Origin of the sequence: Aliidiomarina haloalkalitolerans (assembly GCF_003987315.1) — a bacterium.
Taxonomy (GTDB): Bacteria; Pseudomonadota; Gammaproteobacteria; order Enterobacterales; family Alteromonadaceae; genus Aliidiomarina; species Aliidiomarina haloalkalitolerans.
The window spans coordinates 1-19,322 of record NZ_PIPI01000003.1; the positions used below are offsets into that span (position 1 = coordinate 1).

Here is a 19,322-nt window from a genome sequence, read left to right on the forward strand (position 1 = left end):
TACTTGCCACGCACGAAATACTGTGCCGTGACAACACCAAAGTAAAGCGACTAACTCGCCAGGCAAAGCTGCGCTTCGATGCTCGCCCGAGCGGTATCGATTACCGCAGCGGCCGTGGGCTCAAGAAAGAAAAAGTAGCAACGCTATTGAGCGGACAATACCTGCACTACAACCAGAATATTATCATTACTGGGGCAACGGGCTGTGGTAAAACCCACCTAGCTTGTGCGCTGGCCACGCAGGCCTGTGAGCAACATCACAGTGCCCGTTATTACCGACTCGGAGAGCTGTTGGATGAGTTACACGTTGGACATGCTGACGGCTCTTACCGACAGCAGTTGAATACCTTAGCGAAGCGTAAACTCCTTGTCATTGATGACTGGGGCATGGAGAAGTTAAGTGCGCGTCAGGCGAACAACCTGCTTGATGTGATGGAAATACGCTACCAACAGTCCAGCACTATCATCGCCAGTCAAATCCCCACCAGCGAGTGGTACAAACTGATCCCCAGTCCAACCATTGCCGACGCCTTACTTGACCGCTTATTGCACAACAGTCACCGAATCGAACTGACAGGAGAATCAATGAGAAAACTAGACCAATCCGATCGCTTAGCGTAAAAAGGGGGTTATGAAAAAGAACGGCTAACAGGTGATCGGATAACTCCGGAATCGCTGTTCGGAATCACCGAAATACGCACTGAGTAGAACCCTCAAAACTTTCAACAATCTTATACCTAGCTGACCTAGCAGCGCCATCAACTGTTTTACGCGCATAAAAATGTAAAATTATACACTTTTCTGCGCGTAAAAGTGTATAGTGAGCTGTACTATAGGCCGTTAACAATCTTAATGGGCGGGAAATAACAATGCACCGCAACTTACTCAACGCCTTAATGGCATGGAAAAATCAACCTGTACGCAAGCCATTATTGATCGATGGCGCAAGGCAAACGGGTAAAACGTATCTGCTGCAAGAGTTGTTTGGTAGCGCATTTACTAACGTTCTTCGTATCGATTTTCTTGAAAATCCCGCCTACAAAGAAGCATTCGATGGGTCGCTGTCACCTGACGATCTACTCATGAACATTGAGCTGTTAACCAACCAAGTGTTCAACCCCGAAACTGATCTACTGATACTAGATGAAATTGGTGAATGTGAGCGTGCTGTTACCTCATTAAAGTATTTCGCTGAAAAAGCTCCCTCCTATTTTGTTGCAGCTAGCGGCTCAAATATTGGTTTGCTCAACACCTTCCCTGTGGGGAGAGTTGAACAATACAATTTACGACCACTGACCTTCCAAGAATTTATTTACGCTTCCAACGAGCGAGCACTGATCAAAGCATTTGATAGTCAAGCAAGCACACCGGCGGTGCACACTAAATTGATGGATAAACTAACAGACTACTTTTTTACCGGCGGTATGCCGGAAGCCGTTTCTGCTTGGTATCGGTTTAAGGATTCAAGCATTCTAGAGCGTGTAGAAAAGGTTACTAAAATTCATGCCGATTTAATTGAAGGATATCGCCGCGATTTTGGTAAATACGCGGGCAAAGTTGATGCAACACTGATTGAGTCGGTTTTTAATAGTATTCCAGCGCAGCTATCACTGGTGAGCGATGATTCGGTTAAACGCTTTAAATTTAAACATGTGCATAAGCGTAAATCTCGTTATAGCGATTATGGAACCGCGATCCATTGGCTGAGCTGCTGCCGTTTAGCGTTGCCAAACTATCCTGTTGAAGGATTGCCGAAAGCTCCGCTGGCGGCCTATAAAAAAGAAAATATGGTTAAACTTTTTCTGTTTGATGTGGGGTTGCTTAATCATATGCTAGGTAGCAGTTATAAAGAGATTAAGGCACAACGCTATGAATACAAAGGCTATGTTGCAGAAAACTTTGTGCAGCAAGAACTTACTGCTATTGGTCTTCATCCAAGCTACTCATGGCATGACGCACGCGCTGAAATTGAATTTATTTTAGCAACCGATGAAGGCGATATTATCCCTGTCGAAGTTAAAAGTGGTAAGCGTACAAAAGCAAAATCGTTGGCATCCTACGTTGAAAAATGTACTCCAAGTAAAACCTTTAAGTTAACGGGCACACAAGGCTCATCCACATTAGAGCAAACCAATATCGTGATGCCTTTGTATTTCACGCAGTATTTACCACAAACAGTGGTTCAGGGATAACTTGCTTCAAAATTAGGGATAGAAGCGGTTCTGGTTCCGACATCAAAGCGCTTCTCGCCGTACCTGTTCAAACAAATCTGCTGCTTCCAGCAAGGACTCTGCGCCATTCAGAACGAGTTTTTCTAGCGCTTTTACATGCGCAACTTGCTCTTCATTTAAATTCTCCTCAGAAAAATCTAGTTTTTCAGCACGAGAAATAACAAGCTGGCAAAGGCGTTTAATGCGTCGCTGCAGATAGCTCGCATCAACCGATACGTCCTGCGCAAGTGAGAGTAAATCGTACCCAGTAATGTGGGTGATATCGAAATTATCGCCAATGGCCATCGCCAGGTTGGTGTCTAGTTTTGGTTCTTGCTGAGCTTCGTATACAACGCTTACCAAATCATAAAATGGGGCAAGCGTAATTCCTTCTCGTTTACCTATATAGAAGCTAATGTTTTTGCCATGAGCGTCGCTGTTCCCAATGATTAAATTAAATATTACCCAATCAATCATGTGTTGGCGGCTTTGTATGGGCACTGATGTGCTTTTAGCAAACTGGAATAGCTTGGGTAAGCTCACACCATCACGAATATGTTGCACATCGCGGCTACTGCCAAAGTTTTGCTCGTACTTATTTTCTGGGGGCATGTCGAGTGCTTGGCAGCCATCAATAATATGTCGCTTTTGTACACCGTTTGGCTTGGTTTTTCTATCGAAACGCTCAACGAGAAGTGCGGTGAACTCATCAAACTTTCGCAAGCTCACGGGCGCTGCAGGCAGCTCTACGGCATTAGCAAGGCGCATACAGAAGAGCTCATTGACAACAATCGATGGGTATTTGGCGGATGCAAACTTAAGGATATGGGTACTCGCGTAAACGCCACTAGCGAGGAACATCTCGTCTTGGTCATTGATAAATACATTCAGTTTATTCTGAACCCCGGCAAGTGAAAGACGGTACTTACCATCCCAGTAGGTCATGTCTTTCTGGTTGCGTAAGCGATCCGCAAGTTCATCGTGAGTGACATGTCGAAGATCTGGCACTCCTTCGTTTCTAACGTTTGGCGAAAACGTAAGCATCCCTGCTGTATCATTCCCAATTGCTTGCAAAATCGCGTAGATATTAGTTCTCGAGAGGTTCTCTGTTTCTAAAAGACGATCAAACGCACTCCCTTCAGGAAATAGGTTACGAATATAACGCACCACGGATTGCGGTGAGAATTCGCCTGAAAAAGAGATATGTGGGGAAATGGGGTAGCCCGTCCGCACCCAAGTTTCGGTATAGTGAAATTCACAGAGTTGTGGTTGTGGAAACGTCAGTGTCCCAACTGGGTGCTGTTGCGCGTAAATCGTGATCTGTGGTGCTGTTTCAGAGCCAGTCATCGCTTGCACTACCTATATCAGAATCTGTTTCTGTGAATGCTGGAGCGTTCACGCGTAGTGAAATACCAAATGCTGTGAGCACTTTGAACAGCGTTTCAACTTTCACGTTTTCAGAGCCTAGTTCAATATTGTTGTAGGCTTGCTTGGATATTCCACAGAGCGCTGCTGCGTCCTCCAAGGTCAGCTTCAAACTAGTTCTTCGGTGACGAATAACAGCACCTAGCAGAGCCATATCTGCCGGTTGGGAAAGATCAGGTTGAGGAGTAACAACAACACGACGCGCCATAGTTAAATCCTATTAAAGAGTGATTTAATTAATTCTAGCCTACTATTTCAATAAAATCACTGCCTAGAAGGATTTTTAGTAAACGGCGGGGATAAACGCAATAAATCCTTTTTTGTTAGGATTTATTTTTCAGGAGTTAGCTTATGCACTTTAAAGCCTTCAACTGCCCTGAAAAAGCACTGCATTTTCCTGCTTGCGCTGATTCAGTGTTTTACTAATCACAGATACTGTTGTTTTACGGATTCCTTGTTGCTGGGCAAGATAAGTAAATTGGCTGATGGCTTCAGCAACTTCTGCAATAACTTGCCTTGCATCATTCCAACTTCCATAGCCAGCACTGGCCGCTAGTTTTTGCATCACCTTCATTGGCGGCGCCTTGCCATACCCACCTGCTCACCCGAGCTTAACGTGCGGGTCACGGTGAGTTTCTGAATAGGTTTAAACTTCATCTTTTAGCACCTCATCAATACTCGAGGGCATAGCAGCGCGTTCTTTGTTAGGTTGAGTAAGCTGATAAAGCCTATCCAATGAGTCGAGGGTCTGCCAAAGCAAGAGCAGTTGGCGGAACGAAATTTGCCCTGTTAACTCAAACTTCTTAATGGTAGCCGTAGGTACACAGCTTCGCTCTGCCAATGCCGCTCGTGACAGTTTTGCGCGTTCGCGTAACTCACGCAAATAACCGGCATAGGCTTGGCTTACATCGGTATCATCAAGTAAGGTTAAATTCATTCGCAATAACTCATTGGATACAATGGTATCCATTATAGCTCTAAAAGACCTATATTGGCTATTATTGTATCCATTTAATATGTGCGCGTGCGGCTTCCAGCAAGGCCACTACACCATTCAGAACGAACTTCGTATAGATTTCATTCGTTAAAAACATTGTCGGGTATGCCCGACAACGCCGAAAATTTGCCGCTTAATTGCACAATGAGCCAATACGATCTATTATTTGGCTCATATAGTGAGCCGAATAAGGGCGGTTTTCGGCTCAAGAACGGCTCACTATTGGCTAATCATTGGTAAATCGAGCGGAACAACAATGGCAGACTTTGAAGCACAATCGCAACAATGGCTTTGGCAACACCCTAAGTGGCCAGCGTTTGAGTGGCAGGATTCTCGGCTCCAGCCGTTGCTTCGTCGTGCCTATGATCACCTTGGTCAGCTTAAGGGACGCATGGCATCGGTTGCAGGCTTCGAAGAGTTTACGCTGGACGCGTTGCTAGCCAATATTGTCGCCTCGTCTGCAATTGAGGGCGAAAAAGTAGATGTGTATGGTGTTCGCTCTTCACTTGCACGACAGCTGGGGATTGATGATCAGAATCCTGTCAGCGTCTCTCAGCAAAGCGAAGGTTTGGCGAACTTAATGCGTGATGCCGTTACCTCTTGGCAGCAACCATTGTCACGGGAAACCTTGTTGCAATGGCATTTGTGGTTGTCTCAAGGCTCAGAGTCATTAATGCAAAAAGTGCAACCAGGTGAACTGCGCGGTAGTACAACCATGCAAATCGTTTCAGGCCCCCTGCATCGACCCAAAGTGCATTTTGAAGCGCCATCGAAATCCGTGCTAGAACATGAATTAAAGCGTTTCGTAGATTGGTTTAACGACTCAGCAACAACCGACCTAGATCCTCTTCTTCGCGCCGGCATCACGCATCTTTGGTTTGTGACAATTCACCCATTCGAAGACGGTAACGGGCGAATAACTCGTGCTCTCACAGACCGTGCCCTGGCACAGGCCGACCAGAACAGCATTCGATTGTTTGCTATGTCCGAGGCGATTCTTGCGCATCGAAACGCCTATTACGATGTGCTTGAGCACGCGCAAAAGCACGGTATTGATATCACCGATTGGCTCGTTTGGTTCGTTAAGACACTCACTCTCTCGGTCGAGGGCGCGTTGGCGAAGGTCGACAGAACCATGTTCAAAACCAAGTTCTGGGCAAAGCACGCCGACAAAGTGTTGTTAGAGCCACAGCGTAAAGTGCTCAATCGTTTGTTAGATGGTGATTTCGAACACGGTATCAACGCGACCCAATATCTGCGCGTCGCCAAAGTAAGCAAAGCGACCGCTACCCGACATTTGAGTGATATGGTTGAACAAGGAGTTCTGGAAAAACTTCCCGGCGGAGGCCGGAGTACGCGGTATAGGGTTGCTGATTAAAATTTGCCCAATCCGCTGTAATCTTGTAATGTCAGTTAAACAACGCGTAGTGATGGATGTACAGCGCAGTATTACAGCAAAACGAGCACGCTCAGTTTGTTTTCTCAGGGAAAGAGCCTCCTCCGCTAGAAATCTTCGCTAAATCATTCGCCTGCTGCCATAAATACTTCAGTGAAGCATTGAGAAAGTGTGCTTGCGCTGTATACAAATGTTATGCGAAAAGAACAGGAACGGTATAGATGAATTGGATTGGCTCACGGTGGTGGAAGTTCGACTTTCACAATCATACTCCGGTCTCGGATGATTATGGGAAAGGCCCGGACCAGGCCCTGCATAAACAGATATCCCATAAGAATTGGCTTCTCAACTACATGCGGCAAGGCATCGATTGCGTCGCGGTGACGGATCACAATTCAGGTGCCTGGATTGATCCACTAAAGCAGGCACTCCTAGAGTTGTCATCCGAAGGCCATCCGGACTATCGACCGCTCTATCTGTTCCCCGGCGTCGAGATTACCGTTCAGGGGAATATCCATATTCTGGCTATTTTCGGCACAGAAAAGACCACCTCGGACATTGATTCTCTTCTCGGCGCTGTGAGGTATCGAGCCACCAAAGGAAGAAGCGACGGCTGCACTGAATGCTCTGCTGTTGAGGTAATTGACGAAATAGCAAGATCTGGCGGGTTGGCGATCCCTGCTCATGTCGATCAGGCCAACGGACTTTTTACAGTTTGTTCCGGAAACACACTTGAGCAGGTTCTCGACAACAAGAATGTATTTGCCATGGAGGTCACGGACCTTGCGCAGGTAAAGCCGCAGCTCTACATCGGCAAGAATTTGCAATGGGCGGAAGTTATTGGAACCGATTCCCATCATCCATCCGGAACGGACGGTCAACGCTACCCTGGGAGTCACTTTACCTGGGTAAAAATGTCGGAGCCATCCTATGACGGATTGCGGCTGGCACTCATTGATGGTGCTCTCTCTCTGAAGCGTTCGGACCGTTTCACCGGTGACCCCAATACCCATGGGCAACTTGCCATCGAAAGCATCGTGGTTGACGACGCGAAGTACCTGGGCAGAGGTCAATCCTTTTTCTGCCAACTGAACCCTTGGCTCAACACCATCATTGGTGGTCGAGGCACCGGAAAATCGACTTCGTTGGAGTTCCTCCGGATTGCTCTCAAACGGAAGGGAGAGATACCTAGAAATCTGGAAAAGGAATTCGCTAAGTACAGCCAAACCTCGGGCAGCCGTCAGGATGAAGGACTCTTAACGGATTCCACGAACATCACGGTCGGTTTTCGAAAAGACGGCGGCCGTTTTCGAATCACCTGGTCTAACGCCGAAAGCAAATATGCCATAGAGGAAGAGTCCGCTCCCGGAACCTGGAGCGCTTCCGAGGGAGACATAGCACAACGATTCCCCGTCAGAATTTACAGCCAGAAGCAGATTTTCGAGCTGGCGAAGCATCCCCAGGCGCTGTTGCAAGTCGTCGATGATGCCCCGGCGGTCAATCATCGTGATTGGCAACTTGAATGGGACGAACTGGTTTCCAAATATCTCTCTATTCGCGCCCAGGAGCGTGAAGTCCAGTCTGGCCTTCAGGAAGAATCGGTAATCAAGGGGCAGCTTGAGGACGTCAAACGCAAGCTCGAGGTATTTGAAAAGGCAGGTCACGCGGATGTCCTTAAGGCTTACCAGCTCAGACAAAACCAGAGCAAGTCCATCGACTCTTGGGAAAAGCTTTGGGAAGGTTCCGCTAAACAGGTCCGGGATATTTCAGGAAGCCTGTTGCCACCAGAATTAGATTCACAGCATTTCAATGTTGAGGTTGCAGATGATAAAGAGCTGATCGACGCTGCAGCGGACATCCGTGCGACCTTTGAGACACTTCAGAGTGAGATGAATTCAATCGCGCAGCGGATTGATGATGCGAAGAGCGCATGGAATCAAGCCCGGCCAGATCTTAAAATATCGAAAAAAATTACAACAGCGAACCAGGAATACACCGACCTCCTCGGTCAACTCAGCGCAGCAGGTGCGGGCGATCCTTCCGGATATGGTCTTCTGGTTAAACAGCGGCAAGATCTCGAGGAGAAGCTCAAGGGGTTCAGTAAGAAGAGAGAAGCTCTTGTGCAGTATCAGAAGGGCGCTGAAGAGTGCTTGGTCAAGCTCCATGAGCATCGGGCCAAGATAACCATGCTTCGCGAGGATTTTCTCAAGGCTACCCTCGTTGGCAACTCATATGTACAGATCAATGTTATCCCATTTGGAAACAAGCTCACGGTTGAGGAAGAGTTCCGTAACCTAATCGATCGGGGCAATGGCGGCTTTGATCGCGACATCGGCGTGGTCGACGGGGATGAGGGCCTACTGGCCACACTAACGCAGAACTCTTCCAATACCATGGACGAAAAAATTGCAGCATTGAAATCATCGCTGCTCGCCATTCATGCAAACGATACAACGGCGGTGGATGCAGCCAAAGATCGACGTTTTGTCTCTCACATTCAAGGATTGACCCCCGAGCAAATAGATCGAATCTGGTGCTGGTTTCCCGATGACTCGCTGGATGTTAGGTACAGTCTCAAGGATGGCGAGAGCTTCAAACCTGTTGAACAGGGATCACCTGGGCAAAAGACCGCAGCCCTCCTTGCCTTTATACTTTCGTATGGTGATGAGCCTCTGGTGCTTGACCAGCCAGAAGATGATCTCGACAACCACTTGATCTATGACCTGATCGTGACGCAACTTCGGGAGATCAAACAGAGGCGACAGGTTTTGGTGGTCACGCACAACGCCAACATCGTCGTGAACGGTGATGCGGAAAATGTCATCGCCCTTGATGTAAGGTCAGGGCAGACCCGAATCGTGGCACAGGGTGGACTCCAAGAGTCTTCCATACGGAATCAGATATGCCGAGTGATGGAAGGCGGCAAAGAGGCGTTTGACCAGAGATATAAACGAATTAATGCAGTAATCGCATAACAAGTTGCTGCACGCGGAAAAATTACTCGCTGCGCTCCTAATTTTCCGGTGAGCAAAGCGTTATGCCTTAGGTGGAGATTGATGAAAATAGCAATTATCGCGTGGGGATCATTGGTATGGGATCTAAGGACATTGCCGATTAAAGGTGACTGGGATAACTCAGGACCAGAGCTAAATATCGAGTTCTCTCGTGTTTCAAAAGATGGGCGTCTTACTTTGGTAATTGATCCTGATAACGGTGCAGTAGTAAACACATATTCTGCTCAAAGTAAGCGCAGCGACCTTGGTGATGCAATCGCAGACCTGAGAGATAGAGAGGGAACCGTAAGAAAGAGAATAGGATTTATCGAGGTATCGAATAACAATAATTCAAGAAAAGAGTTTAATGATCAAATAGATGTACTTGAAAACATCCAAGCTTGGTGCAAAAAATATGACTATGATGCCGCTGTATGGACTGCTCTGCCTTCTCAATTCAAAGAGCAAACAAGCATGGACTTTTCTATCGATAATGCCCTTGGTTATCTCCGACGCTTACCTAAATCCGCTAAAGAGAATGCCTTGGAATATATTCAAAAAGCACCGAAAGAGATTGTTACGCCAGTGAGGTCCGAACTTGAGCGGCTCAATTATAAACTGTAAATGGCATAACAAGGGACTTCACAAGGAGCGCCGCAAAAAGCGCGGCGCCCTGTGAGCCTGAGCGTTAGCTGTCACAACAAGATCGATCACTCTAAGGAGACCTGCAAGTGGGTGAATCAACAAAAGCAAAAATCAGTATAAAGGAAGGAACTATCGAGCTTGAGGGCAGCGAATCATTTGTGCGCGGCTACCTTGATGAGTTCAAGGAACTGCTCAAGACGCCGCCAAGACCTGAAACACCACAACAGCAATATCAGAAATCCAAAGCACCAGCGCCCAAAAAGGCACAGGCTAAAAAATCTGCAACGCCTAAAGCCGGTGCAGGTAAAAAATCTGCACCTAAAGTCTCAATGGAAAGGTTTGATATTCACGGTGGAGGGGATATCCCGTCACTGGAGGTTTACATGGAGGAGAAGAAGCCTGGAACAGGTAACGGCAATATTATTGCGGTTATCGGTCATTACATCACCGAGAAATTGGGTGAAGACAGTTTTTCTGAAGGGCAAATTGAATATGCGTACAAGATGCTTAAAATAAAACGCCCAAATCATCTGCGCCAGATCATGATTAACGAAAAGAATAAGAGGGACTTATTTGAAGCTAACGCAGCAGATAGTACTAAGTGGCACCTTACCCGTGCTGGTGAAATATTCGTATCTGATACGCTTCCTGAATCATGAAGATTGAGCACTTTTCTAAGTTGGCCACCCTATCGGAAAAAACGGAACTTGAGAAAGTGGAACTACTTGCGTACTTCCTTTCAGAGAACAAGCAAGAGTCCGAATTTACAGTGGGGGATGTTTCATCGTTTATCTTTGCCCTGGGCTTCGCAAAACCAAATCAAAGCCGGTTGAAGAACAAAATCATTAAGTCAAAAGCCTTTGTTAAAGGCTCAATTAAAGACACATACAGGCTTTCAGTTAAAAGACTAGAGCAGCTTAGAGAGGCCTATCCTGATATAAATGAAGCAGAAGAGATTGTTTCTGATGACTCGATACTGCCAGAAATTCTTCTCCAGGAAACTAGACGGCCCTATCTCATAAAGCTGACTCAGCAAATAAACGCAAGTTATGAGAATAATCTATTTGATGCTTGCAGCCTAATGATGCGCAGGTTGTTAGAAGTGTTGCTAATTCATGCTTTTGAGAAGGCAGGAATTGATGAGGATGCAAAAGACGATGAAGGAAGCTACCAAAATTTAAAAACACTCATTAATAAGGCTATCTCTAGGCCAGAAATAAAAATATCAGGTGACGTAAAAAAAGATATAGACAAGTTTCGTGAGTTGGGTAATTTGTCAGCTCATAGGGTTAAGTATAATTGTCGGAGAGACGATATTAGAACATCCAAGCTTGAATATCGCGCGACAATCGAAGAACTACTATATATAAGTGGCCTGATCGTACAAAGCAGCTAACAATCGGCTGCACGGTGGCCGATTTTCCTCCGCTATGCGGCTCCAAACCGACGCGTGAACCGGGCGTTAGGTTCTCTAGTTAATTCGTATAGTTAAGAAGCGACATGTATCTAAACGGTCATGACGTCAAGCATTACCCAGAATTCATCAAATAAATCTAAACAAAAGTTGCATACCTTAGATTGATCTATTATTATCAATCTAAGGTCAAAGTTGGAGGTCCCTATGAGCGGTCAAAATTACTCTGTATCCTCGCTGCATGAGTTTCTTGATTATGTAAGCGATAAAGGTCTTATAAAACATAATACTGCACAAAACTGGAGGAACGCCGCTTCGAGGATTTTCGGCATCCTCGAAGAAAGTGAGCAAAGCGATGTCAGAAACATAGATATTGACTCTATTTGCCAAAGATATGCAAATCTAAAGGGCAAAGAGCTAACCCCTTCAAGTCTTCAAACATATAGAAGCAGATTGAAATCCGCTGTTAGTGACTTCGTTAAATACACTGATGCTCCTATGTCATATCGTCCAAGCATAAGCCAGCGCTCTGCGAGAAAGAAAAGCGAAAAAGAACATGTAGTGTCAAATAGTCAGGATAAAATCAAAAAAACTCAAAACGAATCAATCCAAAGTAATCATGTAGCTCAACTAACAAAATCAGAATCAACATACCCGATCCCGATCCCGTTACGAGAAGATTTAATTGTTCAAGTGATTGGCGTACCGTTTGATCTAACCGAGGTGGAGGCTGAAAAAATCGCGCGAGTAATTAAGGCATTAGGGGTTGGTAAAAATTAAAAAAGCGGTTTACACCGCCTTTTTAACAAGGAATGGGAGGCCCACACCTCTAGTCTTCGCACTTCTAGAATAGTGGATTCCTAATTTAGTATCAAGTTTCGTTGTTCGCCTCCCACTTCGGGCGAGGAAATTTGAATGCGTGATATATCACACAAACCGGCTCCGCCGGGTTTTAGATGGGTGTTTTGTAGGTTCAGACGCAAGAGAAATAGCAAAGAACTTTTAGACGCGCATGAATATGGTTATAACGCTTGGTGCTTTTTAGTACGGCGTTAAGAACCTAACAAAGCGATTAATACGTGTGTCACTGCGTGCCACACTAGGACAGTAACGTAGCGGTGATTGGTGATTATACGGCTACGTCACTGCCCGTTCGCTAAAAAATTTGAACCCGTTAGCTTAAACTTTTTTGAAGTGGTACTATAGTGACACTTTGCGAGGGCGAGCTATGAAAGTTGAACTAGTAACTAACCTTAAGCGGCGAGCAACAAAGATTCTGGCCGATTTGCACGAGAGTAAAGAGGCAGTCTTGATAACGGAGCATGGCGTGCCATCGGCCTACCTGGTAGATGTTCAGGACTATGAGTTTATGCAGCGTAGATTGGCGCTGCTAGAGGGATTGTCCAAGGGAGAAAGGGCAATTCTGGAGGGTAAGACTACCTCCCATAGCAAAGCCAGAGACCGGATGCGGAAGTGGCTCAAGTAATTTGGACACACTCGGCACTGGACCAGTTGGAGGAGATTGCGGAGTACATCGCGCTGGATAAACCCAAAGCTGCTTCTAGCCTTGTGAAGGCTATCTTCTCTGTTGTAGACCGCCTCGAACGGTTTCCAGAGTCCGGGCATGAACCACCAGAGCTGCCAAATTCGATTTACCGTGAACTGTATGTCAGACCATGCAGAATTTTTTATAGGAATGAGGATGACATTGTTCTAATTTTGCTCGTTATGAGAGAAGAAAGACAGCTACGTAAATTTCTTTTAGATACGGAATGGGATAGTTAATAATTAGGTGCATCGGAGCTAATATCGCACAGCTTTATTTGTGTAAACCCGCAGTCATCACCCAATCCAACTGGTTAGTACATCGGTGAGTTCAACAAAAAACTCAGCAGCAAAAATCACACCAAGTTATTGAAAATAATATAAAATATAATTTTCAATCAATAAGCAGATTCAACACGTCAAACCATGCGTAAATCCGACAAAAAACTCGAAAATGAAATCATTCGGCGTTTAACCGATGTATGTGAGACGATGAAGCCGCAGCTGACGGGCTTTGTGTGGCTTACCCACGAAGTGAATTACCAGCGCTTTCCGGCAAGCTTAGTCGTTACTTTGGTTTTTAATGACGAGGTGACAGAGCAAACTTTGTTGGAAGAATTTGCTGTCTTGTTGCCAAAGGTTCAAGCAGCACTACAGCCGGTGCTCGGTAGAGATTTGCCCGCGAAACAGATTGAAGCAAGGCGCGAACATCGATTGAATTAGTTATTTCACCCAAAATAAAACACCGAATAGAAAACTATCCGGCGTTCACTTAAAGCCTACGAAAAACAAGGCGAGAAAGTAGCTCACCGAACCTGCACGTGCTATAACATATAAACGAATAGCTAAAAACACTGCAATAATATATGCTTAAAACAGATTATATGTTCTCTAATAAGATGATTTACAACGTTTTAATGTTCTAAATAAACGCTGCAATAATCACTGCAAATATGGAGTGTCCTAGTCACTTTACACCTGGTGTCGACGATGAGTAAAATTTCTGAAAACATAATTTTAACACTCCGCTCTGGCCCTATGTCGTCGGCTGATATCGCTGCTGGCTTGCGTGTGAATGCGACCACAGTCAGTCGCCAGCTTAATCAATTAGGCGATCGGGTCATTAAAAGCGGAGCCGGACGTTCAACGCTTTGGTACCTCAGTCGACCACTCAAGGCGCTAGGCGATGCGCATATGCTACCGATTTATCGTGTCGACACGGCAGCTTCTGCACATAAAATTGCTCATTTGTATTTAGTGTTTCCTGCCAATGGTTACTTGGTTGAGTACTTTCGTGAGAACGCCACTGACGAGGTATCGTTGAAAGGCGTGGAGTGGACCTACTATGAGTCTTTACCGTGGTGGCTGACGGATATGCGGCCGCAGGGATTTCTCGGTCGCTCATTTGCAAATCTATTGCGAACTCGAGGCGAGAATCTGAACGCAGATCCCCGCACGTGGAGTGACGATGAAATCCTGTCCGTTTTGGCCCGGTATCCTCAGGACAATATTGGTAATTTACTAATCGGGGAAGAGGCTTATAAGCAGTGGCTGCATTTGGCTCAGTCGGTATCTATTAGTGCTGCTGAAGTTGCTGAGATTGCAGAAGCCATCGCACGAGGTGAGCATTTCGATTCTTCCACGCAAGGCGAGCAACCGAAGCTTATTGCTTGTCTTGCGGGTACAGAATGTATCGTCAAATTCACCGGCCAGGTGATGCAGACAGCGGTGGATACGGTCGCAAACCGTTGGGCAGACCTACTTCATGTGGAAGCCCTCAGCTCGACCGTACTCAATCAAGCTATTCCTGGTATCGCCGCGATAAACCGAGCTTTTCAGGTATACGAGCGAACGTTTATGGCGTCTCAGCGTTTTGATCGGACAACCGAAGGCGGCCGCTTGGGCGTGATTTCGCTCAGCAGTTTGGACGCAGAATTCGTTGGTAAGGCAGAGCAGCCTTGGCCGGTTATCATGCAAGCGCTGGCAAATGCAGATATAGTCACCGAACAAGCTTTAGTACATAGCAAAATAGCCTGGGCATTTGGTCAATTGATAGCTAACTCGGATATGCATCTAGGGAACTTGTCCGTACTGAATATGCGGGGCAGGCCTTATGATTTAGCGCCTATTTACGACATGCTACCGATGCACTTTGCGCCCACATCCGCAGGCGATCTTCCAACGCAGCCACGCAACATCAACCTTTGCTTACAAGTCGACCGTGTACATTGGGAGCTCGCTCACCCGTTGGCGCTTGCGCTCTGGCAACAAGTGATTGAGCACCCATCGATTAGCGACCACTTTAAAATACTAGCCCGACAACAACTTTCAGTTGTGAAGGACTTTGCAGCAGTCATTCAACGTATGGCCTAAACGTTAAACTATCTTAAAACACGTAAAGAAAACCAATACCGACTTCAGCTTCGAAGTTGCTGCGTGCAATTGGGCTGTTGCGCACGTCGCGGCTGTAATATTCATACAAAACTTCGCCGAAAATCTGCCAGTTTTTGTTCACAATGTGGCGATAGCTGTAGTCTATACCGACCGAACGGAAGCCGCCGCTCATGCGCGTTTCGCGCAAACCAGACGCTGCCGCTTGTTGGGCGGTGATACCGAAGTCCTTATTGGCGAATTCGCTATCGTGGAACACAGCAACGAGGTTAATTTCTGAGCCTGAGCCGTCAAACTTGTCACCAAAACGACGGCCAACACCGAACAGGCCAAGGTTACCGTTTTCGCTGGCGACTACGCGGCCGACTAACCAATTCCGCCAGTCAGCGTCGAACGCACGACGTGCTTCGAAGACGAACTCAAGGCCTTCTTCACCGTCACCAAGGCCGTCTAAATTGCCTTTGTCCGAGTCGCCTTCCTCACGACCTTCGTCAAAGCCAATCAGCGCTTGCAGCAACCAAGTGTCGCTGCGCAAACCACGCCAACCGAATGCTTCGCCGGCAAAGAAGAAGATGTCATTGCCGCGACGCCATTGCACGGCACCCGCTGGGTCAACTTCAAAACCAAATTCGTCCGACCCTTCGTAAGCCGTTTCATATTCAATACCAAGGCCTAAGCCGAACGCCCAGCCGTCTTGTCCTCGAGTGAAGTCATCGAGTGACGGTAAAGGCACAAGCGCCGTTCGCTCTTCTTGCGCCAGTGCCGGTTGTAACAACAAAGTAGGGATTAAAGCTAACGCGAGTAAACCAGTGAATTTTTTCATGTCAATTTGCCTGCTAATGTCCGAACAAATTCGAAAATAGGAATAGTTGGCTGTAATTTACGTTTCACGTTTCATTCAGGATCTTCGTTTGCTACTTTTTTTCCTAGCCCTCTTAAATTAGAACAACCCTTAGCAATTCCTATAGTTGAAGAAGCTCTAACTCGCAATCCCACAGCGCCCTCTACCCACAAATTCTGATCTTTTCACGTCGGCTCGCTTCGAAGATTTGAAATCAGAGCGCGGACTCGTTCACTTGTCCATCTTGCTTGTAAATTGTGCCTTCCTTCATGACAAACTCCACTTTTTGCAGCAAATTGATATAGCGCAATACATCGCCTCGAACAGCGATAATGTCGGCCACTTTGCCAGCTTGTAGGGTTCCAAATCGGTCTTGAACACCCATCATTACGGCAGGCCAATACGTTGCAGCGCGAATGGTCTCCTGAGCATCAAACTCCATTTCTTCAACCCACCATGCCATTTCTTGCCATGTAGATTGGCAATGAAATTTCATTGGAATACCGCTGTCAGTTCCAATTAACATAACCACGCCCGTATCTTTTAATTGCGCAATTTTATTCTTCAACGTCGAGCGACGGAGCGGGGTTAGCTGCATGTAGCCAAGCTGCGAAGGGTGTTGAATAGAGCTTCGAATGTCAGCTATCACTTCATCGGAAAGGCCTCGTTCCCAACAGGGATCAGTCAAGCGAGTTGGGTTAGCAACAGTATTTGAATAGTTCCAAAGCCCTTCAACCGTTGGTGTCCAGAATAACAAGCCGTCAAAAATACCAGTTGCAGTGCGCTCTATAAGGGCATCAAGGACATCCTGTGGGTAACCGGGAGCTGTGGTTAACCCAGTGTGTTCAAAATTATCGATACCAATCTCGACACCGATGCGAATTTCATTGGGTTTGTGGGCATGGGCGACCACTTTCATTCCTAACCGATGGGCTTCTTCGACAACGGCTCGCGCAACTTCAATTTCCATATCGTCATGGTCAATCAGCTTAACGATTTCCATGCCGGCTTCATGAAGTTCCCGAACTCGTAGGCGTGCTTCTTGAACAGTTTTCACTTCCCAACGATAACCTTTCTGCCAAGCATCCACTTCATGTTGCAGGAAAGGGCCTGAGGTATACAGGTGTGGTCCCGGAATACGGCCTTCGCGAATGGCGGCTTTTACATTCACCGACGCTGTTAATGGTGCACCCAAGTCGCGTGCACTGGTGACGCCTGCAAGTAATAATTGCAAAGCTGCCGCGGGCATAATCTCTGACTCGAAGCGGTCAGAGTAGGTGGCATTCCAGTGAGGATAGTCTGCATGACCCACCAGCATCAAGTGGGCGTGGTTTTCCCATAAGCCGGGCAAAATATCATGGCCGCCCATATTAATCTCACGATATCCCTCAGGAACTGGAAGCGAATCTACGGTGCCAACCTGCTGAATAATGCCATCATCAATCAAAATGACACTGTGTAACATAGGCGGTGCAACCGTTCCGTCGATTAAACGACCACCTACTAAGGCTATTTTTTCCGCGTGGACAGGAAGGCTCATGACCATCGCTAAACAACACAGCCAGATCTGAGTCACCGGCCAACTCCGCTTTTTTGCCATTTTTATTACCTCGAGCATTATCAATAAAATCAGATTCTTATAGAGCATAGACGGAATTGCGCTGGCGTCAATTTTCGTAGCGGTCGGTGACCACCTGATCCTTTCACCCTTGAATTCTCTACTACTTAACCTCAGGTGTAACCTAAGCACCCAAATTTAGAAGTGGAGGGACGATGAAAAAAGTACTGGTTTTTGTAACGAATCACGCCACACTCGGAGAAACAGACGAAGCCAATGGCACGTTTTCTCCCGAGCTCACTCATGCGGTCGCGGCAACGATGGTCAAACATTTGCGTTAAACCTCGAACGAGCGAAGAACGCCCTCACGACGAGGGCGTTTTCTTGCGCACAGAATAATCATGTGTCCGTCAGAATTTTCCATTACACTAGTGAAAACAATAACAAGAATGGAAGTCTTGGCATGCAAAAGCGCGCTCTGATTCGAATCGTTCTCTTCGGTTTTGCGAGTATTTGGCTCGCGACCACTGTGTACCATGCCTACAAACCGCTTCCTGCCGGGCTGAATTTAGCTGGCGCTGAGCACTCGGTAACGCAAGTTTCATTTCTCACCGACGTTACCTATGGTCGTGAAAGCGAGGAAGACAGCCGCTATATCGAGCAGGAAATTTTCGACGCAGTATTCGACATGATCGCCAATGCACGTCAATTTATCTTGGTTGATATGTTCCTGTTTAACGACTTTCAGGGTGCAGTCAGTGAAGATCATCGGCCCCTTTCAGCCGAGTTAACTCAGGCACTGATTGACCAGAAGCAGCAATACCCAACGATGGAAATTCACGTCATTTCCGACCCACTCAATACCGTTTATGGCGGTCGTGTCTCGGAGCACTTTCAGCGTTTAGAAGCAGCGGGTATTGACGTGACGTTAACGCGGCTTGCGCGTTTAAGGGACAGCAATCCCGCATACTCAGGGCTTTGGCGTTTATTGTTGCAGCCATTTGGCAATCGTGAAGCGAACACGGCACCGAACCCGTTCGGCGACGGCCGAGTGTCCATTCGTAGTTATCTCGCATTGTTCAACTTTAAAGCCAACCACCGCAAACTCATCATTAGCGACCAGCACGACAGCTCTGAACTCGTGGCCTTAGTCACCAGCGCTAACCCGCACGATGGCAGTAGCGCGCATGGTAATGTTGCGTTGCGCTTTAACGGCCCTGCAGTGTTTGACTTACTTGAAAGTGAGAAGGCTGTACTCGGATTTTCTGGTGGTCCTGAAGTAACATTAAATGTACCAAGCCCAGCACCAACGTCAGCAAACATGACACTGCAAGTCGTCACCGAACGCGCAGTTGAACAAGCACTGGTCGATATTATTGACGCCGCTCAGCCTGATGAAGCCCTCGACCTTGCGGTGTTTTATCTTTCCGATCGCCACGTCATACAAGCGCTCAAACGAGCCACAAAGCGTGGCGTCAGTGTCCGCGTTTTACTTGATCCGAACAAAGACGCATTCGGTCGCGAAAAGAATGGTGTGCCCAATCGCCCGGTTGGCCACGAGCTCGCGCAAGCCGGCGTATCAGTGCGCTGGTGCGCGACGCAAGGCGAACAGTGCCATGCCAAATGGCTCATGCATCGCAGCGCCACTGGCCAGGCGACTATGCTATTGGGGTCGACCAATTTTACCCGCCGTAACCTCCATAACCTCAATCTCGAAACCAGTGTGATTTTGCGCGGCCCGGTAACCGAGCAAGCACTGCACGCAGGAGTCGAATGGTTCGACGATCAATGGTTCAATCGCGATGGCCGCGTGTTCAGCGCTAACTATGAAGTCTTTGCCGAAAGCAGCTTACAACACCGCTTGCTCTATCGCTTTATGGAAGCGACCGGGATGAGTACGTTTTAGCG

At 47.0% G+C, this 19,322-nt stretch carries 18 protein-coding genes and 2 pseudogenes; 14 read left to right on the forward strand and 6 right to left on the reverse strand.

Annotated elements, in window-relative coordinates:
• Both istB and CWE06_RS05650 read left to right on the forward strand, forming a co-directional pair.
• The coding region (istB, locus tag CWE06_RS05645; protein WP_126792056.1) for an IS21-like element helper ATPase IstB at positions 1 to 620 on the forward strand (620 nt) is incomplete at its 5' end.
• Positions 621 to 868: 248 nt separating this feature from the next.
• The gene (locus CWE06_RS05650; protein ID WP_126792057.1) at positions 869 to 2,191 is read left to right on the forward strand and encodes an ATP-binding protein; all 1,323 of its coding nucleotides are present in this window, start codon (positions 869 to 871) and stop codon (positions 2,189 to 2,191) included.
• A 42-nt stretch (positions 2,192 to 2,233) separates the two neighbouring features.
• Here the strand turns inward: CWE06_RS05650 and CWE06_RS05655 are convergent, their stop codons facing one another.
• The 4 genes and pseudogenes from CWE06_RS05655 to CWE06_RS05670 all read right to left on the reverse strand — a co-directional run bounded on the left by CWE06_RS05655 (position 2,234) and on the right by CWE06_RS05670 (position 4,571).
• On the reverse strand, positions 2,234 to 3,556 hold the full coding sequence (locus tag CWE06_RS05655; RefSeq protein ID WP_126792058.1) for a HipA domain-containing protein: 1,323 nt from the start codon (positions 3,554 to 3,556) through the stop codon (positions 2,234 to 2,236).
• Entirely contained in the window at positions 3,543 to 3,842 is a 300-nt protein-coding gene (locus CWE06_RS05660) for a helix-turn-helix domain-containing protein (protein ID WP_126792059.1), read from the reverse strand. Before CWE06_RS05660 ends, CWE06_RS05655 begins: the two co-directional genes overlap by 14 nt.
• 159 nt (positions 3,843 to 4,001) lie before the next feature.
• A pseudogene (locus CWE06_RS05665) lies at positions 4,002 to 4,232 on the reverse strand (type II toxin-antitoxin system HipA family toxin); the annotation flags it as partial.
• 48 nt (positions 4,233 to 4,280) lie between these two features.
• Positions 4,281 to 4,571, reverse strand: coding sequence for a helix-turn-helix domain-containing protein (locus tag CWE06_RS05670; protein ID WP_126792479.1), 291 nt, complete (start codon positions 4,569 to 4,571; stop codon positions 4,281 to 4,283).
• A 316-nt stretch (positions 4,572 to 4,887) separates the two neighbouring features.
• Between CWE06_RS05670 and CWE06_RS05675 the strand changes: the two genes are divergently transcribed.
• From CWE06_RS05675 to yjjJ, 10 genes are all read left to right on the forward strand, one after another.
• Positions 4,888 to 6,009 carry a Fic family protein gene (locus tag CWE06_RS05675; RefSeq protein WP_126792060.1) on the forward strand — a complete coding sequence of 374 codons (1,122 nt, stop codon included), beginning with the start codon at positions 4,888 to 4,890 and terminating at the stop codon, positions 6,007 to 6,009.
• A 239-nt stretch (positions 6,010 to 6,248) separates the two neighbouring features.
• Complete coding sequence (locus tag CWE06_RS05680) at positions 6,249 to 9,002, forward strand: TrlF family AAA-like ATPase (RefSeq protein WP_126792061.1); 2,754 nt, start codon at positions 6,249 to 6,251, stop codon at positions 9,000 to 9,002.
• Positions 9,003 to 9,083: 81 nt separating this feature from the next.
• Positions 9,084 to 9,644 (forward strand): hypothetical protein, encoded by a 561-nt coding sequence (locus tag CWE06_RS05685; protein WP_126792063.1) that lies wholly within the window; start codon positions 9,084 to 9,086, stop codon positions 9,642 to 9,644.
• Between the two features lie 107 nt (positions 9,645 to 9,751).
• Positions 9,752 to 10,324, forward strand: coding sequence for a hypothetical protein (locus CWE06_RS05690; RefSeq protein WP_126792065.1), 573 nt, complete (start codon positions 9,752 to 9,754; stop codon positions 10,322 to 10,324).
• Positions 10,321 to 11,061, forward strand: coding sequence for a DUF4145 domain-containing protein (locus CWE06_RS05695; RefSeq protein WP_126792067.1), 741 nt, complete (start codon positions 10,321 to 10,323; stop codon positions 11,059 to 11,061). The genes CWE06_RS05690 and CWE06_RS05695 overlap by 4 nt, the downstream gene beginning before the upstream one ends.
• A gap of 225 nt (positions 11,062 to 11,286) precedes the next feature.
• Complete coding sequence (locus CWE06_RS05700) at positions 11,287 to 11,859, forward strand: site-specific integrase (RefSeq protein ID WP_126792069.1); 573 nt, start codon at positions 11,287 to 11,289, stop codon at positions 11,857 to 11,859.
• Between the two features lie 448 nt (positions 11,860 to 12,307).
• The gene (locus tag CWE06_RS05705) at positions 12,308 to 12,565 is read left to right on the forward strand and encodes a type II toxin-antitoxin system Phd/YefM family antitoxin (protein WP_126792070.1); all 258 of its coding nucleotides are present in this window, start codon (positions 12,308 to 12,310) and stop codon (positions 12,563 to 12,565) included.
• On the forward strand, positions 12,553 to 12,864 hold the full coding sequence (locus tag CWE06_RS05710; protein WP_126792072.1) for a type II toxin-antitoxin system RelE/ParE family toxin: 312 nt from the start codon (positions 12,553 to 12,555) through the stop codon (positions 12,862 to 12,864). The genes CWE06_RS05705 and CWE06_RS05710 overlap by 13 nt, the downstream gene beginning before the upstream one ends.
• A 186-nt stretch (positions 12,865 to 13,050) precedes the next feature.
• Positions 13,051 to 13,347: a hypothetical protein gene (locus CWE06_RS05715; protein WP_126792074.1), complete on the forward strand. Its 297-nt coding sequence runs from the start codon at positions 13,051 to 13,053 to the stop codon at positions 13,345 to 13,347.
• Positions 13,348 to 13,614: 267 nt separating this feature from the next.
• Positions 13,615 to 14,997 carry a type II toxin-antitoxin system HipA family toxin YjjJ gene (gene yjjJ / locus CWE06_RS05720; protein WP_126792076.1) on the forward strand — a complete coding sequence of 461 codons (1,383 nt, stop codon included), beginning with the start codon at positions 13,615 to 13,617 and terminating at the stop codon, positions 14,995 to 14,997.
• A 13-nt stretch (positions 14,998 to 15,010) separates the two neighbouring features.
• On the opposite strand, the gene CWE06_RS05725 is transcribed toward yjjJ, so the two are convergent.
• The gene (locus CWE06_RS05725; RefSeq protein WP_126792078.1) at positions 15,011 to 15,838 is read right to left on the reverse strand and encodes a MipA/OmpV family protein; all 828 of its coding nucleotides are present in this window, start codon (positions 15,836 to 15,838) and stop codon (positions 15,011 to 15,013) included.
• A gap of 232 nt (positions 15,839 to 16,070) precedes the next feature.
• Positions 16,071 to 17,456: an amidohydrolase family protein gene (locus CWE06_RS05730; protein WP_241972497.1), complete on the reverse strand. Its 1,386-nt coding sequence runs from the start codon at positions 17,454 to 17,456 to the stop codon at positions 16,071 to 16,073.
• A 173-nt stretch (positions 17,457 to 17,629) separates the two neighbouring features.
• Between CWE06_RS05730 and CWE06_RS05735 the strand changes: the two are divergent.
• Together CWE06_RS05735 and CWE06_RS05740 are read left to right on the forward strand one after the other, a co-directional pair.
• Positions 17,630 to 17,731: pseudogene (locus CWE06_RS05735) on the forward strand (type 1 glutamine amidotransferase domain-containing protein); the annotation flags it as partial.
• A 146-nt stretch (positions 17,732 to 17,877) separates the two neighbouring features.
• On the forward strand, positions 17,878 to 19,320 hold the full coding sequence (locus CWE06_RS05740; protein WP_126792080.1) for a phospholipase D-like domain-containing protein: 1,443 nt from the start codon (positions 17,878 to 17,880) through the stop codon (positions 19,318 to 19,320).
• Positions 19,321 to 19,322 lie beyond the last annotated feature (2 nt).